The organism is Marixanthomonas sp. SCSIO 43207, from assembly GCF_019904255.1.
In the GTDB taxonomy this organism is placed as follows: Bacteria; Bacteroidota; Bacteroidia; order Flavobacteriales; family Flavobacteriaceae; genus Marixanthomonas.
Map to the genome: position 1 here is coordinate 1,005,072 of NZ_CP063203.1, position 24,198 is coordinate 1,029,269.

A 24,198-nucleotide genomic window follows, 5' to 3' on the forward strand; every position below is an offset into this window, starting at 1 on the left:
ATGCAAAAAACAACCGAAACTGTTTTAGAAATAGATTTAAACGCCTTGAGGCAAAACTACCAATATCTTACTTCAAAAATTGACAAAACCACCGAGGTGATGGGAGTTGTAAAAGCTTTTGGTTATGGTAGTGATGCTGTTGCAGTAGCCAAAGAACTTATATCATTAGGTGTTTCATATTTTGCGGTAGCATATCCAGATGAAGGGATAGCTTTAAGAAACGCTGGTATAAAAACGCCTATTTTGGTATTACATCCGCTCCCGGCAACTTTTAAAAAAATTGTGACCTATTCTATGGAACCGGCTATTTATTCCCGTTCTATGATGCAACAATTTATAACTTTTGCTGAAAAAGAAAACGTAACAGATTATCCTATACATTTAAAATTCAACACCGGGCTCAATCGATTGGGTTTTACTGCAGACGATACAGCATTCATTCTCGAAAATGTCTCAAAGACAAATAGTGTAAAGATTCAATCTGTCTTTAGCCATTTAGCAGCAAGTGAAGATCATTTAGAAAAAGATTTTACGAAGTCTCAATTAGATCAATTCCGAAGCATTTCTGAAATTATTCTTGAAAAATTACCATATAAACCTTTTAGGCATACCTTAAATACTTCAGGAGTACTCAACTACCCAGAAGCTCAATATGATATGGTACGTACTGGCATTGGTCTTTACGGTTTTGGCAATGATCCCAAAGAAAACAGTCACTTAAAACCGGTTGCCACATTAAAAACAGTAATCTCTCAAATTCACACCGTTAAAAAAGGTGAAACCGTAGGCTATAATCGAGCTTTTAAAGCTTCAGAAACAACAAAAACAGCTACGTTGCCTGTAGGTCACGCAGATGGAATTAAACGACTTTTTGGTAATAAAAGAGGGTGGGTGACCGTACATGGAAAAAAGGCATACATTATTGGGAATGTATGTATGGATATGATTATGATTGATGTTACTGAAATTGATTGTGAAGAAGGTGATGAGGTGATAGTTTTTGGTGAAAACCCCTCTGCAGATGAGTTAACACAAGTTATAAATACCATCCCTTACGAGTTAATTACAGGTATTTCACAACGTGTAAAACGTGTTATTTGTCGAAAATAAACACATTTTACTTTAATTCAATATTGTTTTTATCTAAATTAGATGCTGTTAACTATAAAAACCAATCAACATGTTAAAAGAATTTAAAGATTTTATAATGACGGGTAACGTCATTGACTTGGCAGTTGCTGTTATACTAGCAGGTGCTATCGGGATGGTAGTTTCAGGTTTTACAAATGATATTATGATGCCGATTGTTGGTCATTTTGCCGGCGGAATGGATTTTGCAGACCTTAAAGTCGTTCTTGACGAAGCTGTTATAGGCCCAGAAGGAGAGGTTGTTGAGCCAGAAAATGCTGTTATGTACGGTAAATGGATCAATGCATTAATAAATCTTGTTATAGTAGGGTTTGTGTTGTTTATTATTGTAAAAGCATACAATAAGACAAAAAAGCCGAAAGAAGAAGCTCCGGCAGCTCCAAAAGGTCCAACTCAAGAAGAGTTATTGGCAGAAATACGAGATGAATTAAAAAAACAGAATAAATAATTTACGCTCCTGAATTTTCAGGAAACCGCTACACTACGTTTTTTATTATTAATTAAACCCTTCTTTGCAAAAGCTTTGAAGGGTCTTTTTTTGGTTTTATTTCAGAATAAATCAAACAATAGCATGTATTTTTACTTCAAAATTTAATGCTATGAATATCGCAGTTGTAGGTGCCACAGGAATGGTTGGCACAGTCCTTTTAAAAGTTCTAGAAGAACGTAACATTTCAATCACTAATCTTTTACCGGTTGCATCAGAGCGATCTGTAGGGAAAGAAATCACTTTTAAGGATAAACAATATAAGATTGTCTCTATTCAAGAAGCGATCGCGTCACGACCCGATATCGCTATTTTTTCGGCCGGAGGGAACACATCGCTAGACTGGGCGCCAAAATTTGCCGAAGTGGGTACTACTGTCATCGATAACTCTTCAGCTTGGAGAATGGATCCAGATAAAAAGTTAATCGTTCCAGAAATTAATGCGCAAGAGCTTACAAAAGACGATAAGATTATTGCAAATCCCAATTGCTCAACTATTCAACTAGTAATGGCGTTGGCACCACTTCATAAAAAGTACACAATGAAACGCGTTATAGTTTCTACCTATCAATCTGTTTCAGGAACTGGAGTGAAAGCCGTTCAACAAATGGAAAACGAAATGGCCGGTGTGCAAGGCGAAATGGCATATCCGTACCCTATTCATAAAAATGCATTACCGCATTGTGACGTTTTTGAACCTAATGGATACACCAAAGAAGAAATGAAACTGGCTAGAGAACCTCAAAAAATATTGAATGATCGTAGTTTTTCTGTTTCGGCAACTGCAGTAAGAATCCCAACAGCAGGTGGTCACAGTGAATCTGTTAATGTTGAATTTGAAAAAGATTTTACTCTAACCGATATAAGGAAAGAATTGCATAACACACCAGGCATCACAGTACAAGATAATCCAGATACCAATACCTACCCTATGCCTATATATGCTCACGATAAAGATGAAGTATTTGTAGGTCGTTTACGTAGAGATGAAACACAGTCCAACACACTAAATATGTGGATAGTAAGCGACAACCTTAGAAAAGGAGCCGCTACAAATGCCGTTCAAATTGCAGAATATTTAATTGAGAATAAGTTGGTATAAGTATTTTTGGTTTTATAAGAATGTTTTAACCTCGATATCAATAAGTTGATGTCGGGGTTTTTAATTTTTCACTATATTTAAAAAGCTAAACACGTAAACCATCATCCCTATGAATTCAACTTTTACTACTATTCTTCGTATTCTTCTTGGCTTAGGACTACTTGTTTTCGGTCTTAATAAATTTATTGGTTTTATGCCCATTCCAGAATTTCCCGAAGACGCCGGAAACTTTATGGAATCATTAAAAGCAACGGGTTATGTATTGCCTATTGTAGGTTTTTTTGAAATTTTCATCGGCTTGTTATTATTAATAAAAAAATGGGTTCCTTTTGCTCTGCTTTTATTGGCACCTATAACCGTAAATATTGTATTGTTCCACCTGTTTTTGGATCTACCAGAAATTTGGGGAGCCATAGTTGTTACAGTAATAAATGTAATTCTTATCTACAAATATTGGAAAGTGTACCGCCCATTATTTCAATATTAAGTTCATTAGTACTAATTTACTATCAAGTTTATACCCATTAAAAAGACTGTTTTTAATACATTTACAGTTACTAAATATTGTTATATGAAAAAACTGATTATTCCATTCTTTTTTGCACTTACCCTTATTGCTTGTAAAAAAGAAGAACCAAAAAAAGAAGCTATTGCAGTGAACTATCCCGAAACCAAAAAAGTTGATACAGTAGACACATATTTTGGAACCGAAGTAAAAGACCCTTATCGTTGGCTAGAAGATGATATGAGCGAAGAAACCGCTGATTGGGTAAAGCGTGAAAACAAAACAACGTATGGATACCTTGAAAATATTCCTTTTCGTGAGGCGTTAAAAAAACGTTTATCAACACTTTGGAACTACGAAAAAGTTGGCGCACCGTTTAAGCAAGGAGATTATACCTACTTCTATAAAAATGACGGCTTACAAAATCAATATGTAATATATCGCTATAAAACAGGTGATGACCCAGAAACGGCCGAGGTATTTCTAGACCCAAACACTTTTAAGGATGACGGTACTATCTCATTAGGCAACCTTAGCTTTTCTGAAGATGGTAAAACAGCAGCTTACAGTATTTCAGAAGGAGGAAGCGACTGGCGAAAAGTTCTTGTAATGAATACCGAGAATAAAGAAATTGTTGAAGACACCATTATTGACGTTAAATTTACTGCGCTTTCCTGGAAAGGAAACGAAGGGTTTTATTACTCAAGCTATGATAAGCCAAAAGGGAGTGAACTCTCTGCAAAGACTGATCAACACAAGTTGTATTACCATAAAATAGGAACCTCACAAGCAGAAGACAAACTTGTCTATGGCGGTACCGAAGCAGAAAAACATCGATATGTACGAGGTAGTGTTTCAGAAGATAACCGTTACCTCACCATTACCGCAAGTGTATCTACTTCTGGAAATAAATTATTTTTAAAAGACCTAAGTAAACCTAACAGTAAACTTGTAACAATCTTAGATCATACAGATAGTGACACCTATTTGCTAGACAATGATGGAACAAAACTTTACTTGGTTACCAACTTAAATGCACCAAACAAAAAAATTGTTACGGTTGATGCTGCCAACCCAACTTCAGAAAACTGGGAAGACTTCATTCCTGAAACTGAAAACGTGTTAAATCCCTCAAAAGGAGGTGGCTATATTTTTACAAATTATATGGTTGATGCTGTTTCAAAAGTATTTCAGTATGATTATGATGGCAACAAAGTACGTGAGATAGAACTTCCGGGTGTAGGAAGCGCAGGAGGCTTTGGAGCTAAAAAAGATGAAAAAGAACTATACTACAGTTTTACAAACTATGTAACTCCGGGAAGCATTTTTAAATATAATATCGAGGAAGGTTCTTCAGAATTATACCGCAAACCTGAAATAGATTTCAACCCTGATAACTATGAAAGCAAGCAAGTATTTTATACCTCAAAAGATGGCACCAAAGTACCTATGATTATTACTCATAAAAAAGGAGTTGAATTAAATGGCAAAAACCCGACAATCCTTTATGGATATGGTGGTTTTAATATAAGTCTTACACCAAGTTTTAGTATTACAAACGCTGTGTGGATGGAGCAAGGTGGTATTTATGCGGTTCCTAATTTGCGTGGAGGCGGTGAGTACGGAAAAAAATGGCACAATGCAGGTACAAAAATGAATAAGCAAAATGTGTTTGATGACTTTATCGCAGCAGCAGAGTATCTCATTGATAATAACTATACTTCAAGTGACTACTTAGCTATTCGCGGAGGTTCAAATGGTGGCTTATTAGTTGGAGCAACTATGACGCAGCGACCAGAATTAATGAAAGTAGCATTACCTGCAGTAGGAGTTCTAGATATGTTACGCTATCATACATTTACAGCGGGGGCAGGTTGGGCTTATGATTATGGTACGGCAGAAGACAGTAAAGAAATGTTTGAATACCTTAAAGGATATTCTCCTCTACACAATGTAAAAGAAGGAGTTGAATACCCTGCAACTATGATAACTACTGGCGACCACGATGACCGTGTAGTACCGGCTCATAGCTTTAAATTTGCTGCAGAATTACAAGAGCACCAGGCAGGAAATAACCCTGTGTTGATTAGAATTGAAACCGATGCCGGTCATGGAGCAGGAACTCCGGTAAGCAAAACAATTGATCAATATGCAGACATTTTTGGATTTACACTTTATAACATGGGTTATGAAGTTTTACCAGAGAAGGTAAATGAAAAAGTAAAAGAATAAATCTTTTTTTAAATACCACAAAAGGTTGTCAACGGGTAATAAAAACTATGTTGACAGCCTTTTTTAATAATACATTTTATGCTTTCAGTTTCTATAAAATCCTTTTCATATGGCTCAAAAACGATACTTCAGAATATCGATTTTAGTTTGAAACAAGGAAATCACCTTGCCATTTTGGGCGAAAGCGGATGTGGAAAATCAACACTACTTCATATAATTTATGGATTATTACATTTAGAAAACGGAACTATTTTCTGGAATGATGAAAAACTAAAAGGTCCTAAACATACTTTAATTCCGGGAGAAGCCTCTATGAAATTAGTCGCTCAAGAGTTAAATGTAATGCCTTTTACCACTGTAAAAGAAAATATTGCTGAGCATTTACCCCGTTTACATCATCAAGAAGAAGCCAATCGAGTAACAAAATTGTTAAAAGTAGTTGACCTACTTCAAGTGGCAGACCGAAAAGTAAAAACGTTGAGTGGAGGTCAAAAACAACGAGTAGCATTAGCAAAAGCTCTTGCCAATACACCAAAACTATTATTACTTGATGAGCCGTTTAGTAGTATTGATACCTTCCGAAAGAATAAACTTCGTAGAGATCTTTTTCAGTATTTAAAAGAAGAAAATATAAGCTGTATTACCGCCACTCACGATGCAGAAGAGGCGTTATCTTTTTCAGATGAGTTACTGTTATTGAAAGATGGAAAAATAGAACGCAAAGGAAATCCTGAACTGATTTACACCAACTTACAATCTGAATATCAAGCAGGTTTTTTTGGTGATGTAACAATTTTACCTAAAGGATTGTTTTCTTCAGAAAAATTAATATTACTACCCCATGAGCTTGTTGTCTCTTCAGAAAAAACAGCGTTAAACGTACTAGTAAAAAACTCCTTTTTTAAAGGAACTCATTATTTAATTGAAGCTATATTTAAAGAATGTCCTGTGTTTTTTAATCATGTGAAAGCACTTCAAGAAGGGGAAGAAGTTTTTTTGGCTACAGAAAAAGCAAAAAAAAGACCCAGAAAGGAAAATCTCACTAGGTCTTGATTTTATATTTTAAAAAATTTATTAAACTTCTTTTAGCGCTTCTTCAATTTCAGTTTCACCTTGTAAAATCTCAAAGGTTTGATTGGGCGCTATATCATCGTGTAGCGCGGCAACCAATGTTTCGGCTACATCATCACGAGTAATGCTTCCTCGTTCATTAAGTTTTTTGGCTAGTTTTATTTTACCTTTACCTTCGTCATTGGTTAAAGCTCCCGGGCGCACTATGGAGTAGTTCATCCCACTATTACGTAAATGCTCATCTGCATTTTGTTTAGCTTTTAAATAATGTTGTAAATCTTCAACCTGCTCAGGATTATCGGCTCCCATTGAGCTAAGCATTACAAATTTTCTAATTCCAGCAATTTTAGCAAGGTCTATTAGTTTTTTTGCGCCTTCTTGATCTACAGCCGTAGTTTTTTCATCAGATGTTGCTCCTCCAGATCCTGCAGCAAAAATTATTTTATGAATTCTCGTTACAGTATGGCTCACGTTTTTTTCAAGATCGCCCATAACGGTTTCAATATCTTTTTTCTCAAACTGTTCAGCTTGATCTTGATGGCGAATCATTGCCACCGGAGCATAGTTTCTGTATCTATCTAAAACTTCAACAATTTTTTTTCCTGTGGTACCGTTGGCACCCACTACTAATACTTTTTCCATACCCCCAAATTACGAAAAACTACGAGCTTAAAAATAGTTGTTAACTCCTTTTAACTTAGGTTTTAGAATGTTTTTACGATTTTCAATCAAGTTATATTTTTTTTTCTGAAAAGATTAACGTTCTTGCTTTTACTAGACAGTACCTTTGCACCTTAATTATCACGTTTTGCCTAGTTTAACACAAACCATCTCAACAAACTTTAGAGAGTTTTTACTGTTTTTGAAAAGCACTGATTTTTCAAAAGCTATTATCGTAGGTATTGCTTTGACATTGCCAGTGGTTATTGGGTTAAAGTTTGGTTTTGTTGAAATAGCCATAGCTCTTGCTTTTGGCGCATTTTGGAGTTCGCCGAGTGACGTTAGTGGGAGTTTTAAGCATAAGCGTAACGGTATATTATTTTCAATCCTACTCATTATTATAGTAAGTTTTATAGGAGGTTACCTTAACTTCAACACTCTACTTTTAATACCTGTTTTGGGAGTGCTTACTTTTTCTATTTCTTACATTGCTGTTTTTGGCTTTAGAGCTTCATTAATTAGTTTTTCAGGGTTGTTAGCGTTAGTATTGAGTTTTGCTCACGATGCCGAAAGACTTGCCACGTATGAGTATGCCTTTTTTATAGGTTTAGGAGGATTATGGTATCTTTTACTAGCAACAATTTGGCATAAAATTAATCCGAAAGGTCAAACAGAAGAGCTGCTAACAAAAACCTATCAACTTACTGCTCAGTTTTTGGAAATTAGAGGAAAACTAATAGATCCACAATCCAACAGAGAAACATTACAAAAACAACTCCTAGAATTACAAGCAGATATTAATGACAATCATGAAACTTTACGTGAGATATTAATTTCTTCAAGAAAAAGTTCTGGTAGGTCTATATATGAAAGTAAACGTTTATTGGTTTTTGTACAATTGATTGATATGCTCGAAACAGCATTGGCAAACCCGGTTCATTATGATAAGATGGACCAATTTTTAAGCAAACAACCTGAATTTGTAGAGAAGTTTCAGAAACTGTTGTTTGAAATGTCAAATCAATTATTACTTATTTCTGAAGCTAGGCAACACGTTAAAAAAATACCCAGTAACAAGCCTTTACTTGATTGTTTTCAAACCTTAAAAAATAAGATAGCCGATTTAAAATCTACTTCTGAAACCGAAAATTATGAAGATTTTTTAATGCTTCAAAACCTATTGGAATATCAAGAAAATCAAATTGAAAAAATTCAGAAAATAAAGTGGTTGCTGGCAAATCCTAATCCGCGTGATATTAAATTTATAAAGAAAGATGTTGCCAAACGATTTGTAACTACACAAGATTACAACCCGGCAATTTTGATACGAAATTTCAGTTTTAAGTCTGCTATTTTTAAACATGCTTTGAGACTTGCCGTAGCTGTAATGATTGGGTATGGTATAGGTGTGTTGTTTGATTTCCAAAACCCATATTGGATACTATTAACGCTTATTGTGATTATGCGTCCTAGTTATGGGCTTACAAAAACTCGTTCAAAAGAGAGAATAATAGGAACATTAATAGGAGGAGCTATTGCTATTGCTGTAGTTTTTATTACACAAAACACTTATGTTTATGCAATTTTGGGACTAGGATCATTGGTAATTGCTTTGTCTATGATTCAAAAAAACTATAAAACGGCAGCTACATTTATCACCTTGAGTGTTGTGTTTATTTATGCTCTTATAAGTCCAGATGTTCTTACGGTCATTCAGTTTAGAATCATAGATACGTTAATTGGTGCAGGGGTTGCTACACTAGCTATATTGTTTTTGTGGCCTGCTTGGGAGTTTATGGATATTAAAAGTAGTATTGAGAAAAGTGTCTTGGCAAACAAAAGTTATCTTTCAGAAATTATAACTTTTTATGAGAAAAAAGGAAAGCGACCAACATCATATAAACTTTCTAGAAAAATGGCTTTTTTGGAAATGTCAAACTTAAGTGCAGCTTTTCAAAGAATGACCCAAGACCCAAAGTCAAAACAAAAAAACTTGGAAAAGGTGTATGAATTGGTAGTATTAAACCAAACATTTTTATCCTCGTTAGCTTCATTAAGTACCTATATTCAAAACCATCCTACAACAGAGGCTTCTAGTCGTTTTTCTACTGCGGGAATGCATATTGATGAAAACTTGGAGCAATTACTGGTTAACTTAAAACAGCTTGTTGAAAATGATGATATGTCTGTAACTGAACAAAACGACTTTTTTAAACGTGAACTCCCTCAATTTACTATTGAAAATCCTGATTTACCAACTTCTGTTCACCCAAAACTTGAACGTCAATTTCAGGAGGCTCATTTAATACGTGAGCAGTTACACTGGTTGTTTTCTATTAGTAAAAAAATGCTCAAACTTTCAAAAACTATAAAACTTCCAGAATAAGGTTTGGCTCTTCTTCATTTGTGGCACGCAATTTGAAATATTACTTACGTATAAAAGTTTAACAATGGATTATGATTGTGTAAATAACAATTTTTAATGCAAAGCGTTTTACACACAGAAAAAGAAAGAGTATTTAAAAAATAAATAAGTTTTTTTGGTTGGTTAGTAGAAGCCGTCTCACCCTTCATATTTGAAGTTGAGGCGGTTTCTCATATACAAGTGTTACTTGTAAAAATTCATTTCATCAAGATATTTCCACACCTCGTGTGGTAACATGGGCCTAATGTTGATTCCGGTTTTAATTCCTTTGCGTATATAGGTTGAAGAGAGTTCCATAATGGGGGCGTCAACTCTGGTGATTTTTGGGTGACCATCAAACTGTGTTTCAATAGTTCCTTCTGAAATTCTAGGATATACATAAATAGCATAGCGATCTAAAATAACCTCATAGTTTTTCCATTTATGGAGACTCTTCAAGTTGTCTTCACCCATAATTAAAGAAAAGGATTTTTCAGGATATTTTTCTTCTAGATGTGCTAATGTATTGGTAGTATAATTAGGTTGAGGTAAATCAAATTCAATATTACTAGCTTGTAATTTAGGGTATTCTTCTACTGCAATACGAACCATTCTTAAACGGTGGTGGTCGTCAAGTAACGTCTTCTTTTTTTTGTGAGGGTTATGTGGTGTAACGACCATCCATACTTCATCTAGATCACTGTTTTCAACTAGATGATTTGCAATGATAAGATGCCCAATGTGTATGGGATTAAAAGTACCAAAGTAAAGTCCGATTTTTTTTGCTGAAATCATTTACTCTTCTTCTTCGCTGTGACCATTTTTAATAAAACTTGACACAAGTTCTTTTGCTTCGTTTAAAGCAGTATCTAGATCATTGTTTTTAATGATGTAATCAAATTGTGGAGCTGTAGCAAGCTCTACAGAAGCTTTTGCAATACGCATATTGATACGCTCATCGCTCTCGGTTTTACGTTTTTTAAGCCTTCTTTTTAATTCATCAACGCTTGGAGGTTTTACAAAAACAGCCAATGTCCTGTCTGGATATTTCTTTTTAATTCTAAGTCCGCCAACTACGTCAATATCAAAAATTACATTTTTACCTTGTGCCCAAATGCGTTCTACTTCGGTTTTTAAGGTTCCGTAGAAGTTATCTCGATACACTTCTTCCCATTCAAGGAAATCACCATTTTTTATGTGTTGTTTAAAATCTTTTAAACTTATAAAATAATAGTCTTTACCGTGTTCTTCATCACCTCTAGCTTCTCTTGATGTACAAGAAATTGAAAAATCAAGGTTTAATTCTTTTTGAGCAAGTAGGTGTTGAACAATTGTAGTTTTACCACTTCCTGAAGGTGCTGAAAAAACAAATAATTTGCCTCCTTTCATTACAGTACGTTTAGCGCTTGTTCCTTAATCTTTTCTAGCTCGTCTTTCATTTGCACAACCACTTGTTGCATAGGTGCAAAATTTGCTTTGCTACCAATTGTGTTAATTTCACGACCTATTTCTTGAGAAATAAACCCCAGCTTTTTACCATTGCTAGTTTTGCTTTGTAGTGTTTCAGAAAAATATTCTAGGTGATTTTGTAATCTAACTTTTTCTTCGGTGATGTCATATTTTTCAAGGTAATACATCAACTCTTGCTCAAAGCGGTTTTCATCAACTGTTTCTTTTAAATCACTTACAGCTTTGGTTAAACGCTCTTTTACGTTATCCATTCGTTGAGGATCAAGCTTCATTACTTCTTCCAATAAAGCCGAAATATTATTGATTCGCTTTTGAAAATCTGCCTCTAGAGCTTTTCCTTCGTCAGTTCTATATTGGTTGATTGAACGTAAAGCTTCATCAACCGCTTCGATGATTTTGTTGTATTCGGTTTCGTCAATTTCATCGCGTTCGGTTTGTAGTGCATCTGGAAAACGAACGGCCATTTTCATTAATTCAACAGGATTACCATCTGTAATATGAGCCAGTTGTTTCATATATTGTTTTACAGCAGCTTCATTGATAACGGTGTTGGTTTCTTCGCCTGTCAATTCAACGTATAAATTGAAATCAACCTTGCCTCGAGAGAGTGATTTTGATATTCTTTTACGAATATCCAATTCCTTTTCACGATATGCTGAAGGAACTCTTGCATTCACATCGAGGTTTTTGCTGTTCAACGATTTTATTTCAACCGTGATTTTTTTGGATGGCAACTGTACTAGACTTTTGCCATAACCGGTCATAGACTGGATCATAAATTTATTTTAATGGTTGCAAAGGTAGTAAATTACAAGATAGTAGCAGTTTTTATACTCAAATTGAAATCTAATGTATTTCATTTAAAAAATTTGCTGCTCTTTTTTCAGAATAATAGATTTTATTGGTTTGATGAAAACCAACGTGACCTCCATATTCTGGTGTTTCAAGGTAGATGTTTTTTGAGTTTTGGGCGATTTTGTATGGATAACTGTCTGCTGTTAAAAATGAATCATTTTTTGCATTTAAAATCAATACCGGAATGGTAATATTAGGTAAAAATTGCTTGCTGCTATTTTGTTTATAATAATCATAAGCATCTTTAAAACCGTGAGCTGGTGCAGTGTATACATTATCAAAATCTAATAGTGATTTTACTTGTTTTACAGCTGCAGCACTCATTTTATCTGGAAATTGCTTTGCTTTTATGTTAAGTTTTTTTCGCAAATTATGTAGAAAGGAAGTACGGTAAATCCAATTATCAAAATTTGAGAGTGACTCAAGAGTTCCTTTTAAGTTTAAAGGTGTAGAGATGGCAACAGCTTTCTTTATTTCTTTAGAAATTATTTTTTGCTCGCCTAAATATTTCAGCATTAAATTACCACCTAGGCTAAAACCAAGTAAAGAAATAGTCGTGTATTTGTTTTTATCCTGAAGAAATTTAACCACTGAGTCAAGATCTTCGGTTTTTCCTGCGTTGTAAGATGCAAATAAATTGTTGGGCTCGCCACTGCATCCTCTAAAATTTACAGCAGCAACATCCCAACCGGTTTTTGTGAGTTGTAATGCTTGTCCTTTAATGTAACGACGTTGAGCATTTCCTTCTAGACCGTGTAAAATAATAGCTATCTTTTGCGTTTTCTTTTTTGAAAATGAAAAATCAATGTCTAAAAAATCACCATCATCCAATTTTAAGCGTTCTCGCTGTTGCTTTAACTTAGGGATTGGTCTTAATTTTGCTGAATAAATGGTAGCAAAATGACCATTTTTAAAAACACCTTTAGGTTTGTAAGTAGATGATATTAGCGGCATTTTGTGAAGGTAATTATTAGTGCAAAAGTAAGCAATTCTTAATTTCACGTTAAACGTTCTCTTAGTTTTGTCATTAAGATACCGATTGGTATCTTTGCATTATGCGAAACGCAGAAACAACAAAAAATACCATCATTAATGAAAGTGCCAACTTGTTTAACATGCAGGGGTACAAGGCAACTTCAATAAGTGATATAACCAAAGCAACAGGCTTAACCAAGGGTGCTATTTATCGACATTTTGAAAATAAGCAAGATCTAGAAAAGCACGCTTTACAACGCTTATCACAAATAATGTTTGGAGAGATAAGAACTTCAATTAAGCAAGCCAATACGTTTATTGAAAAATTTGAAGCTATCTTTTCTTTTTTTGAAAATTACATGAACACACCGCTTTATAAAGGAGGTTGTCCTGTTATGAATGCCGCTGTAGAAGCAGATGACACCAATCCTGTATTAAGAAAACAAGCTTCGGAAATGTTACAAAAGCTTCAACAATCAATAGAAACGTTAATTGAAAATGGTATAAAAAACCAACAAGTGAAAGCCAATACAGATATTCGGTTTTACAGCACCATTTTTATTGCCACGCTTGAAGGTGGCATTATGATGAGCAGATTGGACAAAAATAAAGAGCCAATTCTTCATACAATTTCACACTTACGAAATGTAGTTACTGAAATTTCAAATAAATAATCCCTAAGAATGAAGAAGCTACTTACAAAACTAACTGGTTCATACCTGAATGTTACAGCGCCATTGTTCCCCAAATTTAATAGGGAACAAGCTTTTAAATTATTATGCAAAGTAAAAACCATACCAATTTCTGAAGAAGGGTACGCCTTTTTTAATACAGCTGAAACATCCTATTTTACTATTGAAAATGGATCAATTGCAGTTCATAAATGGGGTAACGGACCTAAAAAAATATTGTTTTTACACGGATGGATGAGTCACTCTAAACGATGGCAACCTTACATAGACTTATTAAACACCTCACAATATACCATCTACTCTCTAGATGCTCCGGCTCATGGACTTTCTAAGGGGAAAGCCATGAACATAGAAATGTACAGAAAAGCAACAGAAAATTTAGTACAAAAAGTCAATGGAGTGGATTATTTAGTATGTCATTCTTTAGGCAGCTTGGTAGGTGCTTATACATTCTTGGCCAACAAAAGCATACCCATTGATAATTATGTAATTATGGGAGCACCCTCAGGAATGGATGCCATATTTGGTTTTTTTGAAGATACACTACAACTTTCTCAAAGAACCATGAATAACTTAAAAATTAAAGTAGATACAGTATTAAAAGTTCCTTCAGATACAATAACGATGAAACGCTTTTTCAATTCTATTGAAAAGCCAGTTTTTGTTATTCATGAAAAAACAGATACAATAACGCCTATTTCAGCAATACAAAGCGCAACAAAAGAAACAAGTAAAAACATTAAAACTTGGTTTACAAATGGTCAAGACCATAACTTGACTAAAGATGAAACCGTAGAAACAATTATAAATCATATTACAGAAATAAATAGAAAAAAAGAAGAAGTATGTATTTAAAAGAATTTGAAATACGATGGGATGATGTAGATGCCAATCGCCATTTACGTAACTCTGCGTTTATTGATTATATGAGCCATACACGCATGAGCTTTTTTAGCGAAAAAGGTTTTGGTCAAAAACATTTGGCAGAACTTAACCTTGGTCCAGTAGCATTATATGAGCGTATGTATTATTTTAAAGAAGCATTTCCAGGAAAGCCAATACGTGTTTCATTGCAATTAAAAGGTATTTCTGAAAAAGGAACTTTTTTTGAGTTTGAACACAATTTTTATGATCACAATGGCAGAAACTTAGGACGTTGTGAAATGCTAGGTGCTTGGATTGATTTAAAAGAACGTAAATTAGTTCCGTTGCCAGAAAAGTTTTATACATTTCTGGACGGTATTGATAAAACAGACGATTTTAGAACGATTACTAAAGAAGAAACTAGACGTCACGGACAATTTCCGAAAGACTTAGAAGATCAAACTACGGCTGTTTCTTAAAAGTATAATTCAATATCTTTTTAAGATTTACAGAAGTGACCTTTTTATAATCGCCACCTTCACTTTCTTCGGAATAGGAAGGTGGTTCTAGTTGTAGCTCAGTTGCTTTTTGTTTATAATAATGCTTTTTTAATGGGTGAAAAGGAGCAACAGCATTAAATATATGACCAAAAGTGTCCTTTTTTATTATCTCAGAAAGAATTGCGATACAATCATCTCTGTGGATAAGATTGACCGGAGCGTCACCATTATTTAAGTTTTTTCTCCCGGCTAAATAACGCACAGGTTGTCTTTTTCCGCCCAAAAGTCCTCCAAAACGCACAATGCTAGTTTGTATTTTTTCTGAAGTAAAAAACATTTTTTCTACCTCAATCAATTGTTTCGCGGCATTGGTCTCGGCAACCGGAATATCTTTTTCAGTAACTTGACCTTGTTTATCACCATATACAGAAGTGCTACTCACAAGAATTACTTTTTGAATTGCACTTTTTATTATTTCGTATAAAAAGTGATTCATTTTTAAAACGTGATTTGCACCTGTATTTCTGCGTAATCCCGGCGGAATCATTATTACCAAGTAATCAACATTTTTTAAAAAAGCTTCTACTTCACCGGTCACACCATGTTCAGAAATTTCAAGCGGATAGGCATCCACGCCATGACTTTGCAAAACCCCGGCTTTTTGTATACTAGTGACAGTTCCTTTAACTTGATATCCTAGCGGTTGTATATGTCTGGCAAAGGGTTGGCCCAGCCATCCAAGACCCGCAATAGCAACAGTTTTATTCATAGGTTTGAGCTTTGATTGAATCTGCAACAACCTCAAGTTGTGAAATAGGGATGTTTTCAGGGATTATAGTTTGTTTTACAGCAACAGCATCGGTAACTACAAAAGGTTTTGGCATCATATCTTTTTGGCGTTGACTAATACTAAAATAGGGATTGCTCATTAAATCATATGAAAATTCCAGTGCTGTAAATGCTACTGGTTTTTTCATTTCAGTAGAATATGAAACTTCTAAAGAATCATTATTGTTTACCCAATACCTAAGTAATAATTCGTTATTTCTGTTTCCATATACAAAACCCGTACTGTCTTTATGTGCTTCTTGACCATTAAAAGAAAGGGTGTTAAACCTTACAGTTGTATCTGCATAAAGGTTTAATTGATTAATATTTCGTTCTGGAACAATGGTAAATGTGACGTGTTTTAAATTATTAAAAACAGAGTCTTTTTTAAGAAGAATTTTAAAAGGAGGAATTGATTTTTCGGGAGCTTGGGCTGCATATGTGTAGCCAGTATTGTATTTGCTGCCCGAAGCACTTAAAATATCTGTAGAGACTTTTTCTGGATTTTCGCCTAAATAACCTTTTGTCCAATCATCTAGCATGGTGTCATATGTAAGCCAATAATTATTTTTTGAGTCCTTGTCTTGATAATAAATTAAACTATTAGGTTTTTGACGTGTTTCTGAAAAATCACTCGTTAAATGAGCCTTCAGAAAAAAACCAAAAGCAATTAAAAAGAAAAGAATTGAAAGTAACTTTTTCCAACTGTAAAAGCCAAAAACCGGCACCATTAAACCAAATAATAAAACCGTAAATACACAGCTTATAACAACCATTTCTGAGCCTAAACCAACCGGAAAAAATTGAATAAGTGGTGAGAAAAAGAATAAACCCGGCGCCGCAAGAAATGTTAGTAATAATAAATTGGGTTTTTCTTGCTTGATGAGCAGCCATAAAGAGATGAGCCCAAAAAATACTGGAATGATAAAGTACGCAGCTCCTTTCAAAATTACAAAAACTGCAATATTAATCAACACCCAAAAAATAAGGGGTGCAATGTACATTGCAGCAACAGATTCTTTTCTAGAAAACCGTCTGTAAAAATAAAATGTGAGTGATAGCGATAATAAAACAAAAAACGCAACATAAGCGTGACCGTTGTACTTAAAGCCATGTTGTACTTCGTTATATTGCGGATAGATGGCGAGGATTAATTTCCAGCCAAAAAAGCCTAAAACACCACAAACAACCAGTGAAAGTAAAAATGGTATAAAACCTTTTGCAATCCCTTTTCCCGAAATTTTTTCTTTTTTAAATCCGTAATAAACTAAAAAAGCAAATGCTACAATTGCAACCAAAAGCAAAGGTAAAATCCATAAAAAAGGAAACGCAATCATTTTGACAAAAGGAAAGTTTACATATACCCAATCTTCATTCGCTTTTAAAGTATTTAAATCTGTAGTTGCAAAGTAATGAAGTAAAGGCAATAAATAGCTTCCTTGATGTTGAAGCGTTTCAATATCTAGATTTTCGATTGTATCATTTGAGGTATGATAGTCAAAATGATCATCTATAAATGCAAAAAAGTAACTGGGTATGTCACCATCTTCTCTAAAAATTGTAGAATCGGTGTCGTTGGGTAACATTTTGTACACACTATACATTAAAGAAGAAGCTACTGGATAATCTGGGTTTGCATCTATAAAGGCTTTAACCAATTTTTCATTTCCGCCATTTGTTTCTAGAATCATATTGCTAGGGCCGCCACTACCACGTGCTTCAAAATTTAAAACCAAGCCTACATCTTTTGCCCAAGGATGTTTATTGACAAAAAGTTTGGCGCCATCTAGACCAATTTCTTCAGCATCGGTAAATAAAATAATGATATCGTTTACGGGTTTTTTATCACTTGCTTGAAAGGCTCGAATGCTTTCTAAAATTGTTACTAAACCACTGCCGGCATCACTAGCTCCCGGTGAAGGTACCAAGGCGCTATCATAATGAGATAGTAAGAGTAATGCTTTTCCGGTGCCACTGCCTTTGATTCTCGCCATAATATTTATGGGACGATTCATTGTTCGGCTTTGGGTATTAAAGATAAATCCTTCTTGAGTTTGGGGTTGCAACCCCATATTTTTAAGTTCAGAAATTAGATAATCTCTTACCACTTTATGTTCTTTTGAGCTGTGATAATGTGGTTTTTTGGCTATTTGCTGTAAATGGTCTAGTGCTCTTTCTGTAGAAAACTCTGTGGTGGCTATACTTTTGGAAGTCCCTTTTTGGGGCATTAAACTGTAGAAGGAATAATAGATTATTCCAAGAATGAATAGTACTGAAAGAACTGCAAATATTCTTTTCATGATTGGTTTTTTTGGCTTTCTAAAAGTACAATTTTTAATAAGATTGTCTTCTTTCAATAGAAAAGTTACAACAGCGTATTGTAAAAATTCATATCTTTAAAGGAGTTAATCTCCTGTTATTGAAGTGATTTTTGCTTACACGATTAGTTTAATTAACAGGTATAATCTACATAAAAAAGAAAAGGTATGGGTATAAAAAATTATATAGGAAAACGTGCAAAACCTAAAAAGGGATCTTCAGAGAACATAAAAGTTTCAGATTATATGAGTAGAAATCTAATCACATTTAAACCAGAACAGACTGTAGTAGAAGTGATGAATACACTCATAAAAAAGAAAATTTCTGGTGGGCCTGTGGTAAATGAAAATCACGAGTTAGTTGGTATAATTAGTGAAGGTGATTGTATTAAAGAGATAAGCAATAGTCGCTATTATAATCATCCTATGGAAGATATCAAGGTAGAAGATCACATGATTAAAGAGGTTGAGACTATTGATGGTAATATGAATCTTTTTGATGCAGCAGAAAAGTTTTTAACTGCAAAGAGAAGAAGGTTTCCTATTTGCGAAGACGGCAAGCTGGTAGGCTTGATAAGTCAAAAGGATATATTGAAAGCAGCCTTAGAACTTAAAGGAACTAATTGGAAATAACATTTATACATTAATATCTGTTTTTACCAATAAATACCAATCATCATCAAGCGGTAAATAACCTTGATCATACACATAAAAGTAAACTGTTCCGGCTTTGGTAACGTATTGTCCTGTAAAAAATTGAAAATTAAAACCGTGCTTTTGCAAGCGTTGCTTTTTAACTTTTGTTTTGTCTTTGGTGTTTAATGTTTCAAGAATACGATAATTTTTTCGTAAGCGATTATTAATGTTGCGCACTAGGTTTTTGCTGTCTTTGTTAAGTGCATTGTTGTGCGCATTTCGGCAAGCATCACTACAAAACTTTTTATCTGCTCTGCCTATAATTTTATCGCCACATTCAGGACACGTTTTTTCCATATTATTCGTAATCTATATGTCCCCAATTTTTCCCAGATTTAATACGGTATAGTTGCATTTCTGAAATTCCAAACTGTTTTGCAATTAAGCGCAAACGAGTTCTTCTATTAGGATCAAAAATCTTCTTTTTTAATAAGCGTACTTTTTCGGGAGTAAGCTTGGAGTATTTAGGTTTTGTTAATGCTTCTTTTTTAGCTTTAATCACCGCCGGGTTATTTTTATTATGTTCTGTAAGGCCTTTTCGGTCAACATATTCAAGGTTGGTTATGTGATTGTTTTTTTTATTAAAATCTTTATGAATCACAAAATCTTTACCTTCAATCTTTTCAGAAAACAATTGCGCTACGGCTCTGTGTATATAGGTTAAACTGGTTTTACCATTTTTTTTAAGGGTTGAAAAAACTTCATAACCGTTTAAAATATAGGTTTTTAGCAGTTCGCCTTTAGGATCATACTTATAACGTTTTACTCTTCCATAGTTAGAAATGTCAAAAGTTTCGTTACTTCGCCATGAGGGGTTAGAATATTGCTTCCAAACCTCTCCTTTTAAATTTGGTATCATCTTAGGGAGTTTAAATAAAGATGTAAAAATACTGTTTTTCTGCTTAAACCTACTGTATATCAGTGTTTTTATTGGTTTTTTTTGAAATGTTAAAGCGATATATAGCTTCCACTTTTGCAAAAAAGCTACCATTTACCTTTGGGTTTAACTGCGTTCGGTCATCACCAAAACTAAAAGCCGAAAGCCCTAGGTCTATAGTCTCATCACTCGCGTAAACCTCATAATCATTACTAGAGTAGCCAATTTTGGTACGTAATAAAACACTTTTATCTAGTAAATTAAATTGCCAATAAGCTGCAAAATCTAACGAACTTAAATCAACATATGTTTCTGGTTGATTTTCTTTGTTTATGCTGAAACTTCTTCCAATACCAAAATAGTCCATTCCAATGGTAGTGCTACCAATAGCATAATTTACGTCTGCCGAAATAGGTAAAGACATGTCCATTTCAAATTTCTTATTAGGGCTTATGTAATACCAGCCAATAATGGGTGTTGTAAAAAAACCAAATGCCTCTTGCGAGCCATATGCTCCAAAACGGTATATTAAATTTTCTTTTTTCTGAAGTTTCAATAAAGCAAAACCCCCAAGATAAAAATCATCACTCGTAATATTGTTATAGTCTGATGCAATTTTGGGTAATAACACAATGGTAGTACTCCATTTTTCAGAAAAAGTAGAAGCCAAGCCTATTTTAATATTTGTACTGTATAAACTTGTTTGCTCTGTATTAGGAAAAAGTTGTAAGGTATTTATGCTCAGGTCTGCACCGGTTATTAATGCATTATTTTTGTTCAAAACTACTGGAAACGTTAAACCGGCTTCAAATGATTTAATACGAGTGTCACTATTGGTGCCTTCAAATGTATTATTGAACGTTTCGCCATAGCCCACTTTAAATATATCTACATAATCCTGTGCAAATGTAATCACCGGAAACAATAGATATAAGAAAAAAAGCTTCTTCAAAAGAGGTTGGTTTTTTAGTAAATATAGAAAATTATGAAAGCAAAGTACCATGAGGAACAAAAAAACAAGTTGAGAGCGTGTTTTTGACAGCATTCAAGATAGACTTTTTCAGTAAAATTTCTTACTTTCGCAACCTTATTGAAACGCAACTTGTTATGAGCAAAAAGTTTAAAGAATACAAGGGATTAGACCTTCCTGAAACAGCAAAAGAAGTACTTAATTTTTGGAATGAAAACAACATTTTTGAAAAGAGTATTTCTATTCGTGAAGGCAATGAACCATTTGTGTTTTTTGAAGGACCTCCATCTGCAAATGGAATGCCCGGTATTCATCACGTGATGGCACGTTCTATCAAGGATATCTTTTGTAGGTACAAAACTCAAAAAGGATACAAAGTTGATAGAAAAGCCGGATGGGATACTCATGGTCTTCCCATTGAGTTAGGCGTTGAAAAGGAATTAGGCATTACCAAAGAAGATATTGGTAAAAAGATTTCTGTAGAAGCTTATAACGAAGCTTGTAAAAAAGCAGTTATGCGTTACACAGATGCGTGGAACAAAGTAACTGAAGGGTTTGGTTATTGGGTAGATATGGATGATCCATATATTACTTACAAACCAAAATATATGGAAACGGTTTGGTGGTTGTTGAAAGAAATATATAACAAAGGCCTTATGTACAAAGGCTACACTATACAACCGTATTCGCCAAAAGCCGGTACAGGGCTTAGCTCTCACGAGTTAAATCAACCAGGGACCTATCAAGATGTTACAGATACCACTGCAGTGGCTCAGTTTAAAGCTGTCGCAGATACATTACCAGATTTTCTAGCCGAAGAAAGCAACAATATTCATCTTTTGGCCTGGACTACAACACCTTGGACCTTGCCAAGTAATACAGCGCTTACTGTAGGAAAGAAAATTGATTACGTACTGGTAAAAACATTTAACCAATATACATTTGAGCCTATTTATGTGATTTTAGCCAAAAACCTGGTAGGAAAACAATTTGGCGGTAAATATGAAGAGAAGCCAAATGAAGAGGTATTAGACAGCTACAAGCAAGGAGATAAAACAATACCATACTTTATTGTTAAAGAGTTTAAAGGAGAAGATCTTTTGGGTATTCGCTATGAACAATTACTAGAGTATGCAAAACCTTTTGATAATCCTGAAAATGCATTTAGAGTAATTGCGGGTGATTTTGTAACTACAGAAGATGGTACCGGGATAGTACACACCGCACCTACATTTGGTGCAGATGATGCAAAAGTTGCAAAAGAAGCTACTCCAGAAGTGCCACCTATGCTGGTTAAAGATGAAAACGGCAACTTGGTTCCATTAGTAGATTTACAAGGTAGATTTCGCCCAGAAATGAAAGAACTGGCCGGTAAATACGTAAAGAATGAATATTATGATGATGGAGAAGCACCTGAAAAATCTGTTGATGTAGAAATAGTAATCAAACTAAAAACCGAAAATAAAGCTTTTCACGTAGAAAAATATGTGCATAGTTACCCTAATTGCTGGCGTACAGATAAACCTATACTATACTACCCACTAGACTCTTGGTTTATAAAAGTGACCGACTTTAAAGACCGCATGTTTGAACTTAACAAAACCATCAACTGGAAGCCAAAAGCAACAGGTGAGGGGCGTTTCGGAAATTGGTTGGCAAATGCAAATGATTGGAACTTGTCTCGTTCCCGTTATTGGGGAATTCCATTACCACTTTGGAGAACTGAAGATGGTAAAGAAGAAAAATGCATTGGTAGCATAGAAGAACTAAAAGCCGAAATGGAAAAAGCCGTTTCTGCAGGAGTGATGGATAAAGCTCTCTACCAAGATTTTGTAGTAGGTGATTTTTCAGAAGAAAATTATGATAATGTAGATCTTCACAAAAACATTGTCGATGGTATTACACTCGTTTCAGAAAGTGGAAAACCAATGAAACGTGAAGCAGATTTAATTGATGTTTGGTTTGATAGTGGAAGCATGCCTTATGCTCAATGGCATTACCCCTTTGAAAATAAAGAAAAAGTTGAACAAACGTGGCGTAAAGCAGATTTTATTGCAGAAGGAGTAGATCAAACTCGCGGTTGGTTTTACACATTGCACGCTATTGCTACAATGATCTTTGATGATGTAGCTTATAAAAATGTAGTGAGTAATGGACTAGTACTTGATAAAAACGGTCAAAAAATGTCCAAACGTTTGGGCAATGCTGTAGATCCATTTCAAACTCTTAAAACGTACGGTCCAGATGCTACGCGCTGGTACATGATAAGCAATGCCAACCCTTGGGATAATCTTAAGTTTGATTTAGACGGAATTTCTGAAGTGCGAAATAAATTCTTCGGAACGCTTTACAACACCTATAGTTTTTTCAGTTTGTATGCCAATTTGGATACTTTCACCTACGCTGAAGCTGATGTGCCTTTAGAGAAACGTCCAGAAATTGACCGTTGGATTCTTTCAGAATTACATACACTTATAGAGAAAGTAGATGCATTTTATGCAGATTATGAGCCTACCAAAGCTACACGCGCTATTTCAGAATTTGTACAAGAAAACTTAAGTAATTGGTTCGTTAGATTAAGTAGAAGACGTTATTGGAAAGGTAGCTACAACGACGATAAAATTTCTGCCTACCAAACGCTATACACATGTTTAGAAACCGTTGCAAAATTAAGTGCGCCAGTAGCACCATTCTTTATGGATCGTTTGTATAAAGATTTAACCTCTGGAGTTGATAAAGAAGCAAAGCAGTCTGTACATTTAAGTGATTTTCCTAAAGCAGACAGTGCATTTATAGATAAAACTCTTGAGCGTAAAATGCAACGAGCTCAGTCTATATCATCACTAGTGCTTTCATTGCGACAAAAGGAAAAGATAAAAGTACGTCAACCGCTACAAAAGATTATGATTCCGGTGCTAGATGAAACGGTTAGAGCCGAAATAAAAGCTGTTGAAGATTTAATAAAATCTGAAGTTAATGTAAAGGAAATTCAACTTATAGATGAGGCTTCGGGTATTTTGGTTAAGCAAATCAAGCCAGACTTTAAAAAGCTGGGTCCTCGATTTGGTAGAGATATGAAGCTAGTAGCAAAAGCTATTTCAAGTTTTGATCAAGAAACCATTACAAAACTGGAAAAAGAAGGAGAAATATCAGTTGAAATTAACAAAAAAAGTACTACATTGAGCCTTGATGACGTTATTATAACCTCTCAAGATATTGAGGGATGGTTGGTAGCAAATGCCAATGGTATAACGGTAGCTCTCGATGTGACAATTACTTCTTCCCTAAAAAATGAAGGTATTGCCAGAGAATTGGTAAATAGAATTCAAAACCTGCGAAAAGATTCAGGATTTGAAGTAACAGATAAGGTAGAAGTTACCTTAAAAGAAGATGAAAACTTAAAACCAGCTGTTGAAGAAAATTTGGAATACATTAAAGAGGAAACATTAACCGAAATTTTGCAATTTGATAAAGATGTAAGTAATGGAACGGAAATTGCTTTTGATAATATTGCAACTCGATTACAAATAAAAAAACACTAGA

General features: G+C 34.4%; 22 protein-coding genes. 12 read left to right on the forward strand and 10 right to left on the reverse strand.

Going from position 1 to position 24,198, the window contains the following annotated elements; genetic code table 11:
- From alr to INR76_RS04650, 6 genes are all read left to right on the forward strand, one after another.
- Positions 1 to 1,110 (forward strand): alanine racemase, encoded by a 1,110-nt coding sequence (gene alr, locus INR76_RS04625; protein WP_223109489.1) that lies wholly within the window; start codon positions 1 to 3, stop codon positions 1,108 to 1,110.
- Between the two features lie 70 nt (positions 1,111 to 1,180).
- A complete protein-coding gene (gene mscL, locus INR76_RS04630; protein WP_223109490.1) occupies positions 1,181 to 1,597 on the forward strand; it encodes a large conductance mechanosensitive channel protein MscL in 417 nt (138 codons plus the stop codon).
- A 151-nt stretch (positions 1,598 to 1,748) separates the two neighbouring features.
- The gene (locus tag INR76_RS04635) at positions 1,749 to 2,738 is read left to right on the forward strand and encodes an aspartate-semialdehyde dehydrogenase (RefSeq protein ID WP_223109491.1); all 990 of its coding nucleotides are present in this window, start codon (positions 1,749 to 1,751) and stop codon (positions 2,736 to 2,738) included.
- Between the two features lie 109 nt (positions 2,739 to 2,847).
- Positions 2,848 to 3,225 (forward strand): DoxX family membrane protein, encoded by a 378-nt coding sequence (locus INR76_RS04640; protein ID WP_223109492.1) that lies wholly within the window; start codon positions 2,848 to 2,850, stop codon positions 3,223 to 3,225.
- A gap of 84 nt (positions 3,226 to 3,309) precedes the next feature.
- The gene (locus INR76_RS04645) at positions 3,310 to 5,475 is read left to right on the forward strand and encodes a prolyl oligopeptidase family protein (RefSeq protein WP_223109493.1); all 2,166 of its coding nucleotides are present in this window, start codon (positions 3,310 to 3,312) and stop codon (positions 5,473 to 5,475) included.
- 78 nt (positions 5,476 to 5,553) lie between these two features.
- Positions 5,554 to 6,528: an ABC transporter ATP-binding protein gene (locus tag INR76_RS04650; RefSeq protein ID WP_223109494.1), complete on the forward strand. Its 975-nt coding sequence runs from the start codon at positions 5,554 to 5,556 to the stop codon at positions 6,526 to 6,528.
- Positions 6,529 to 6,549: 21 nt separating this feature from the next.
- On the opposite strand, the gene INR76_RS04655 is transcribed toward INR76_RS04650, so the two are convergent.
- The gene (locus tag INR76_RS04655; RefSeq protein ID WP_223109495.1) at positions 6,550 to 7,188 is read right to left on the reverse strand and encodes an SDR family oxidoreductase; all 639 of its coding nucleotides are present in this window, start codon (positions 7,186 to 7,188) and stop codon (positions 6,550 to 6,552) included.
- 166 nt (positions 7,189 to 7,354) lie between these two features.
- On the opposite strand from INR76_RS04655, the gene INR76_RS04660 reads away from it, so the two are divergent.
- Complete coding sequence (locus INR76_RS04660; RefSeq protein WP_223109496.1) at positions 7,355 to 9,592, forward strand: FUSC family membrane protein; 2,238 nt, start codon at positions 7,355 to 7,357, stop codon at positions 9,590 to 9,592.
- Between the two features lie 222 nt (positions 9,593 to 9,814).
- Here INR76_RS04660 and nadD read toward each other — a convergent pair whose 3' ends face one another.
- From nadD to INR76_RS04680, 4 genes are all read right to left on the reverse strand, one after another.
- Positions 9,815 to 10,405, reverse strand: coding sequence for a nicotinate (nicotinamide) nucleotide adenylyltransferase (gene nadD / locus INR76_RS04665; protein ID WP_223109497.1), 591 nt, complete (start codon positions 10,403 to 10,405; stop codon positions 9,815 to 9,817).
- A complete protein-coding gene (gene gmk, locus INR76_RS04670; RefSeq protein WP_223109498.1) occupies positions 10,406 to 10,999 on the reverse strand; it encodes a guanylate kinase in 594 nt (197 codons plus the stop codon).
- On the reverse strand, positions 10,999 to 11,856 hold the full coding sequence (locus INR76_RS04675; protein WP_223109499.1) for a YicC/YloC family endoribonuclease: 858 nt from the start codon (positions 11,854 to 11,856) through the stop codon (positions 10,999 to 11,001). The genes gmk and INR76_RS04675 overlap by 1 nt, the downstream gene beginning before the upstream one ends.
- Positions 11,857 to 11,926: 70 nt before the next feature.
- A complete protein-coding gene (locus INR76_RS04680) occupies positions 11,927 to 12,889 on the reverse strand; it encodes a YheT family hydrolase (RefSeq protein WP_223109500.1) in 963 nt (320 codons plus the stop codon).
- 101 nt (positions 12,890 to 12,990) lie between these two features.
- On the opposite strand from INR76_RS04680, the gene INR76_RS04685 reads away from it, so the two are divergent.
- Genes INR76_RS04685 through INR76_RS04695 form a run of 3 tightly spaced genes read left to right on the forward strand, consistent with a single transcriptional unit; the run spans position 12,991 to position 14,945 of the window.
- Complete coding sequence (locus INR76_RS04685; RefSeq protein ID WP_223109501.1) at positions 12,991 to 13,584, forward strand: TetR/AcrR family transcriptional regulator; 594 nt, start codon at positions 12,991 to 12,993, stop codon at positions 13,582 to 13,584.
- A gap of 9 nt (positions 13,585 to 13,593) precedes the next feature.
- Positions 13,594 to 14,457, forward strand: coding sequence for an alpha/beta hydrolase (locus tag INR76_RS04690; RefSeq protein ID WP_223109502.1), 864 nt, complete (start codon positions 13,594 to 13,596; stop codon positions 14,455 to 14,457).
- The gene (locus tag INR76_RS04695; RefSeq protein ID WP_223109503.1) at positions 14,448 to 14,945 is read left to right on the forward strand and encodes a thioesterase family protein; all 498 of its coding nucleotides are present in this window, start codon (positions 14,448 to 14,450) and stop codon (positions 14,943 to 14,945) included. Before INR76_RS04690 ends, INR76_RS04695 begins: the two co-directional genes overlap by 10 nt.
- Here INR76_RS04695 and INR76_RS04700 read toward each other — a convergent pair.
- On the reverse strand, positions 14,929 to 15,735 hold the full coding sequence (locus INR76_RS04700; protein ID WP_223109504.1) for an SDR family NAD(P)-dependent oxidoreductase: 807 nt from the start codon (positions 15,733 to 15,735) through the stop codon (positions 14,929 to 14,931). The genes INR76_RS04695 and INR76_RS04700 overlap by 17 nt on opposite strands.
- Positions 15,728 to 18,094 carry a M20/M25/M40 family metallo-hydrolase gene (locus INR76_RS04705; RefSeq protein WP_223109505.1) on the reverse strand — a complete coding sequence of 789 codons (2,367 nt, stop codon included), beginning with the start codon at positions 18,092 to 18,094 and terminating at the stop codon, positions 15,728 to 15,730. Before INR76_RS04705 ends, INR76_RS04700 begins: the two co-directional genes overlap by 8 nt.
- A gap of 186 nt (positions 18,095 to 18,280) precedes the next feature.
- On the opposite strand from INR76_RS04705, the gene INR76_RS04710 reads away from it, so the two are divergent.
- Positions 18,281 to 18,745 carry a CBS domain-containing protein gene (locus tag INR76_RS04710; RefSeq protein ID WP_223109506.1) on the forward strand — a complete coding sequence of 155 codons (465 nt, stop codon included), beginning with the start codon at positions 18,281 to 18,283 and terminating at the stop codon, positions 18,743 to 18,745.
- Between the two features lie 3 nt (positions 18,746 to 18,748).
- Here INR76_RS04710 and INR76_RS04715 read toward each other — a convergent pair whose 3' ends face one another.
- The 3 genes from INR76_RS04715 to INR76_RS04725 are packed head-to-tail and all read right to left on the reverse strand — an operon-like array spanning position 18,749 to position 20,637.
- On the reverse strand, positions 18,749 to 19,105 hold the full coding sequence (locus INR76_RS04715; RefSeq protein WP_223109507.1) for a hypothetical protein: 357 nt from the start codon (positions 19,103 to 19,105) through the stop codon (positions 18,749 to 18,751).
- 1 nt (position 19,106) lies between these two features.
- Positions 19,107 to 19,667 (reverse strand): HNH endonuclease, encoded by a 561-nt coding sequence (locus INR76_RS04720; RefSeq protein ID WP_223109508.1) that lies wholly within the window; start codon positions 19,665 to 19,667, stop codon positions 19,107 to 19,109.
- A 49-nt stretch (positions 19,668 to 19,716) separates the two neighbouring features.
- Positions 19,717 to 20,637, reverse strand: coding sequence for a DUF6268 family outer membrane beta-barrel protein (locus INR76_RS04725; RefSeq protein ID WP_223109509.1), 921 nt, complete (start codon positions 20,635 to 20,637; stop codon positions 19,717 to 19,719).
- Between the two features lie 155 nt (positions 20,638 to 20,792).
- Here INR76_RS04725 and ileS point away from each other — a divergent pair, with 155 nt between their 5' ends.
- On the forward strand, positions 20,793 to 24,197 hold the full coding sequence (gene ileS, locus INR76_RS04730) for an isoleucine--tRNA ligase (RefSeq protein WP_223109510.1): 3,405 nt from the start codon (positions 20,793 to 20,795) through the stop codon (positions 24,195 to 24,197).
- Position 24,198: the final 1 nt, after the last annotated feature.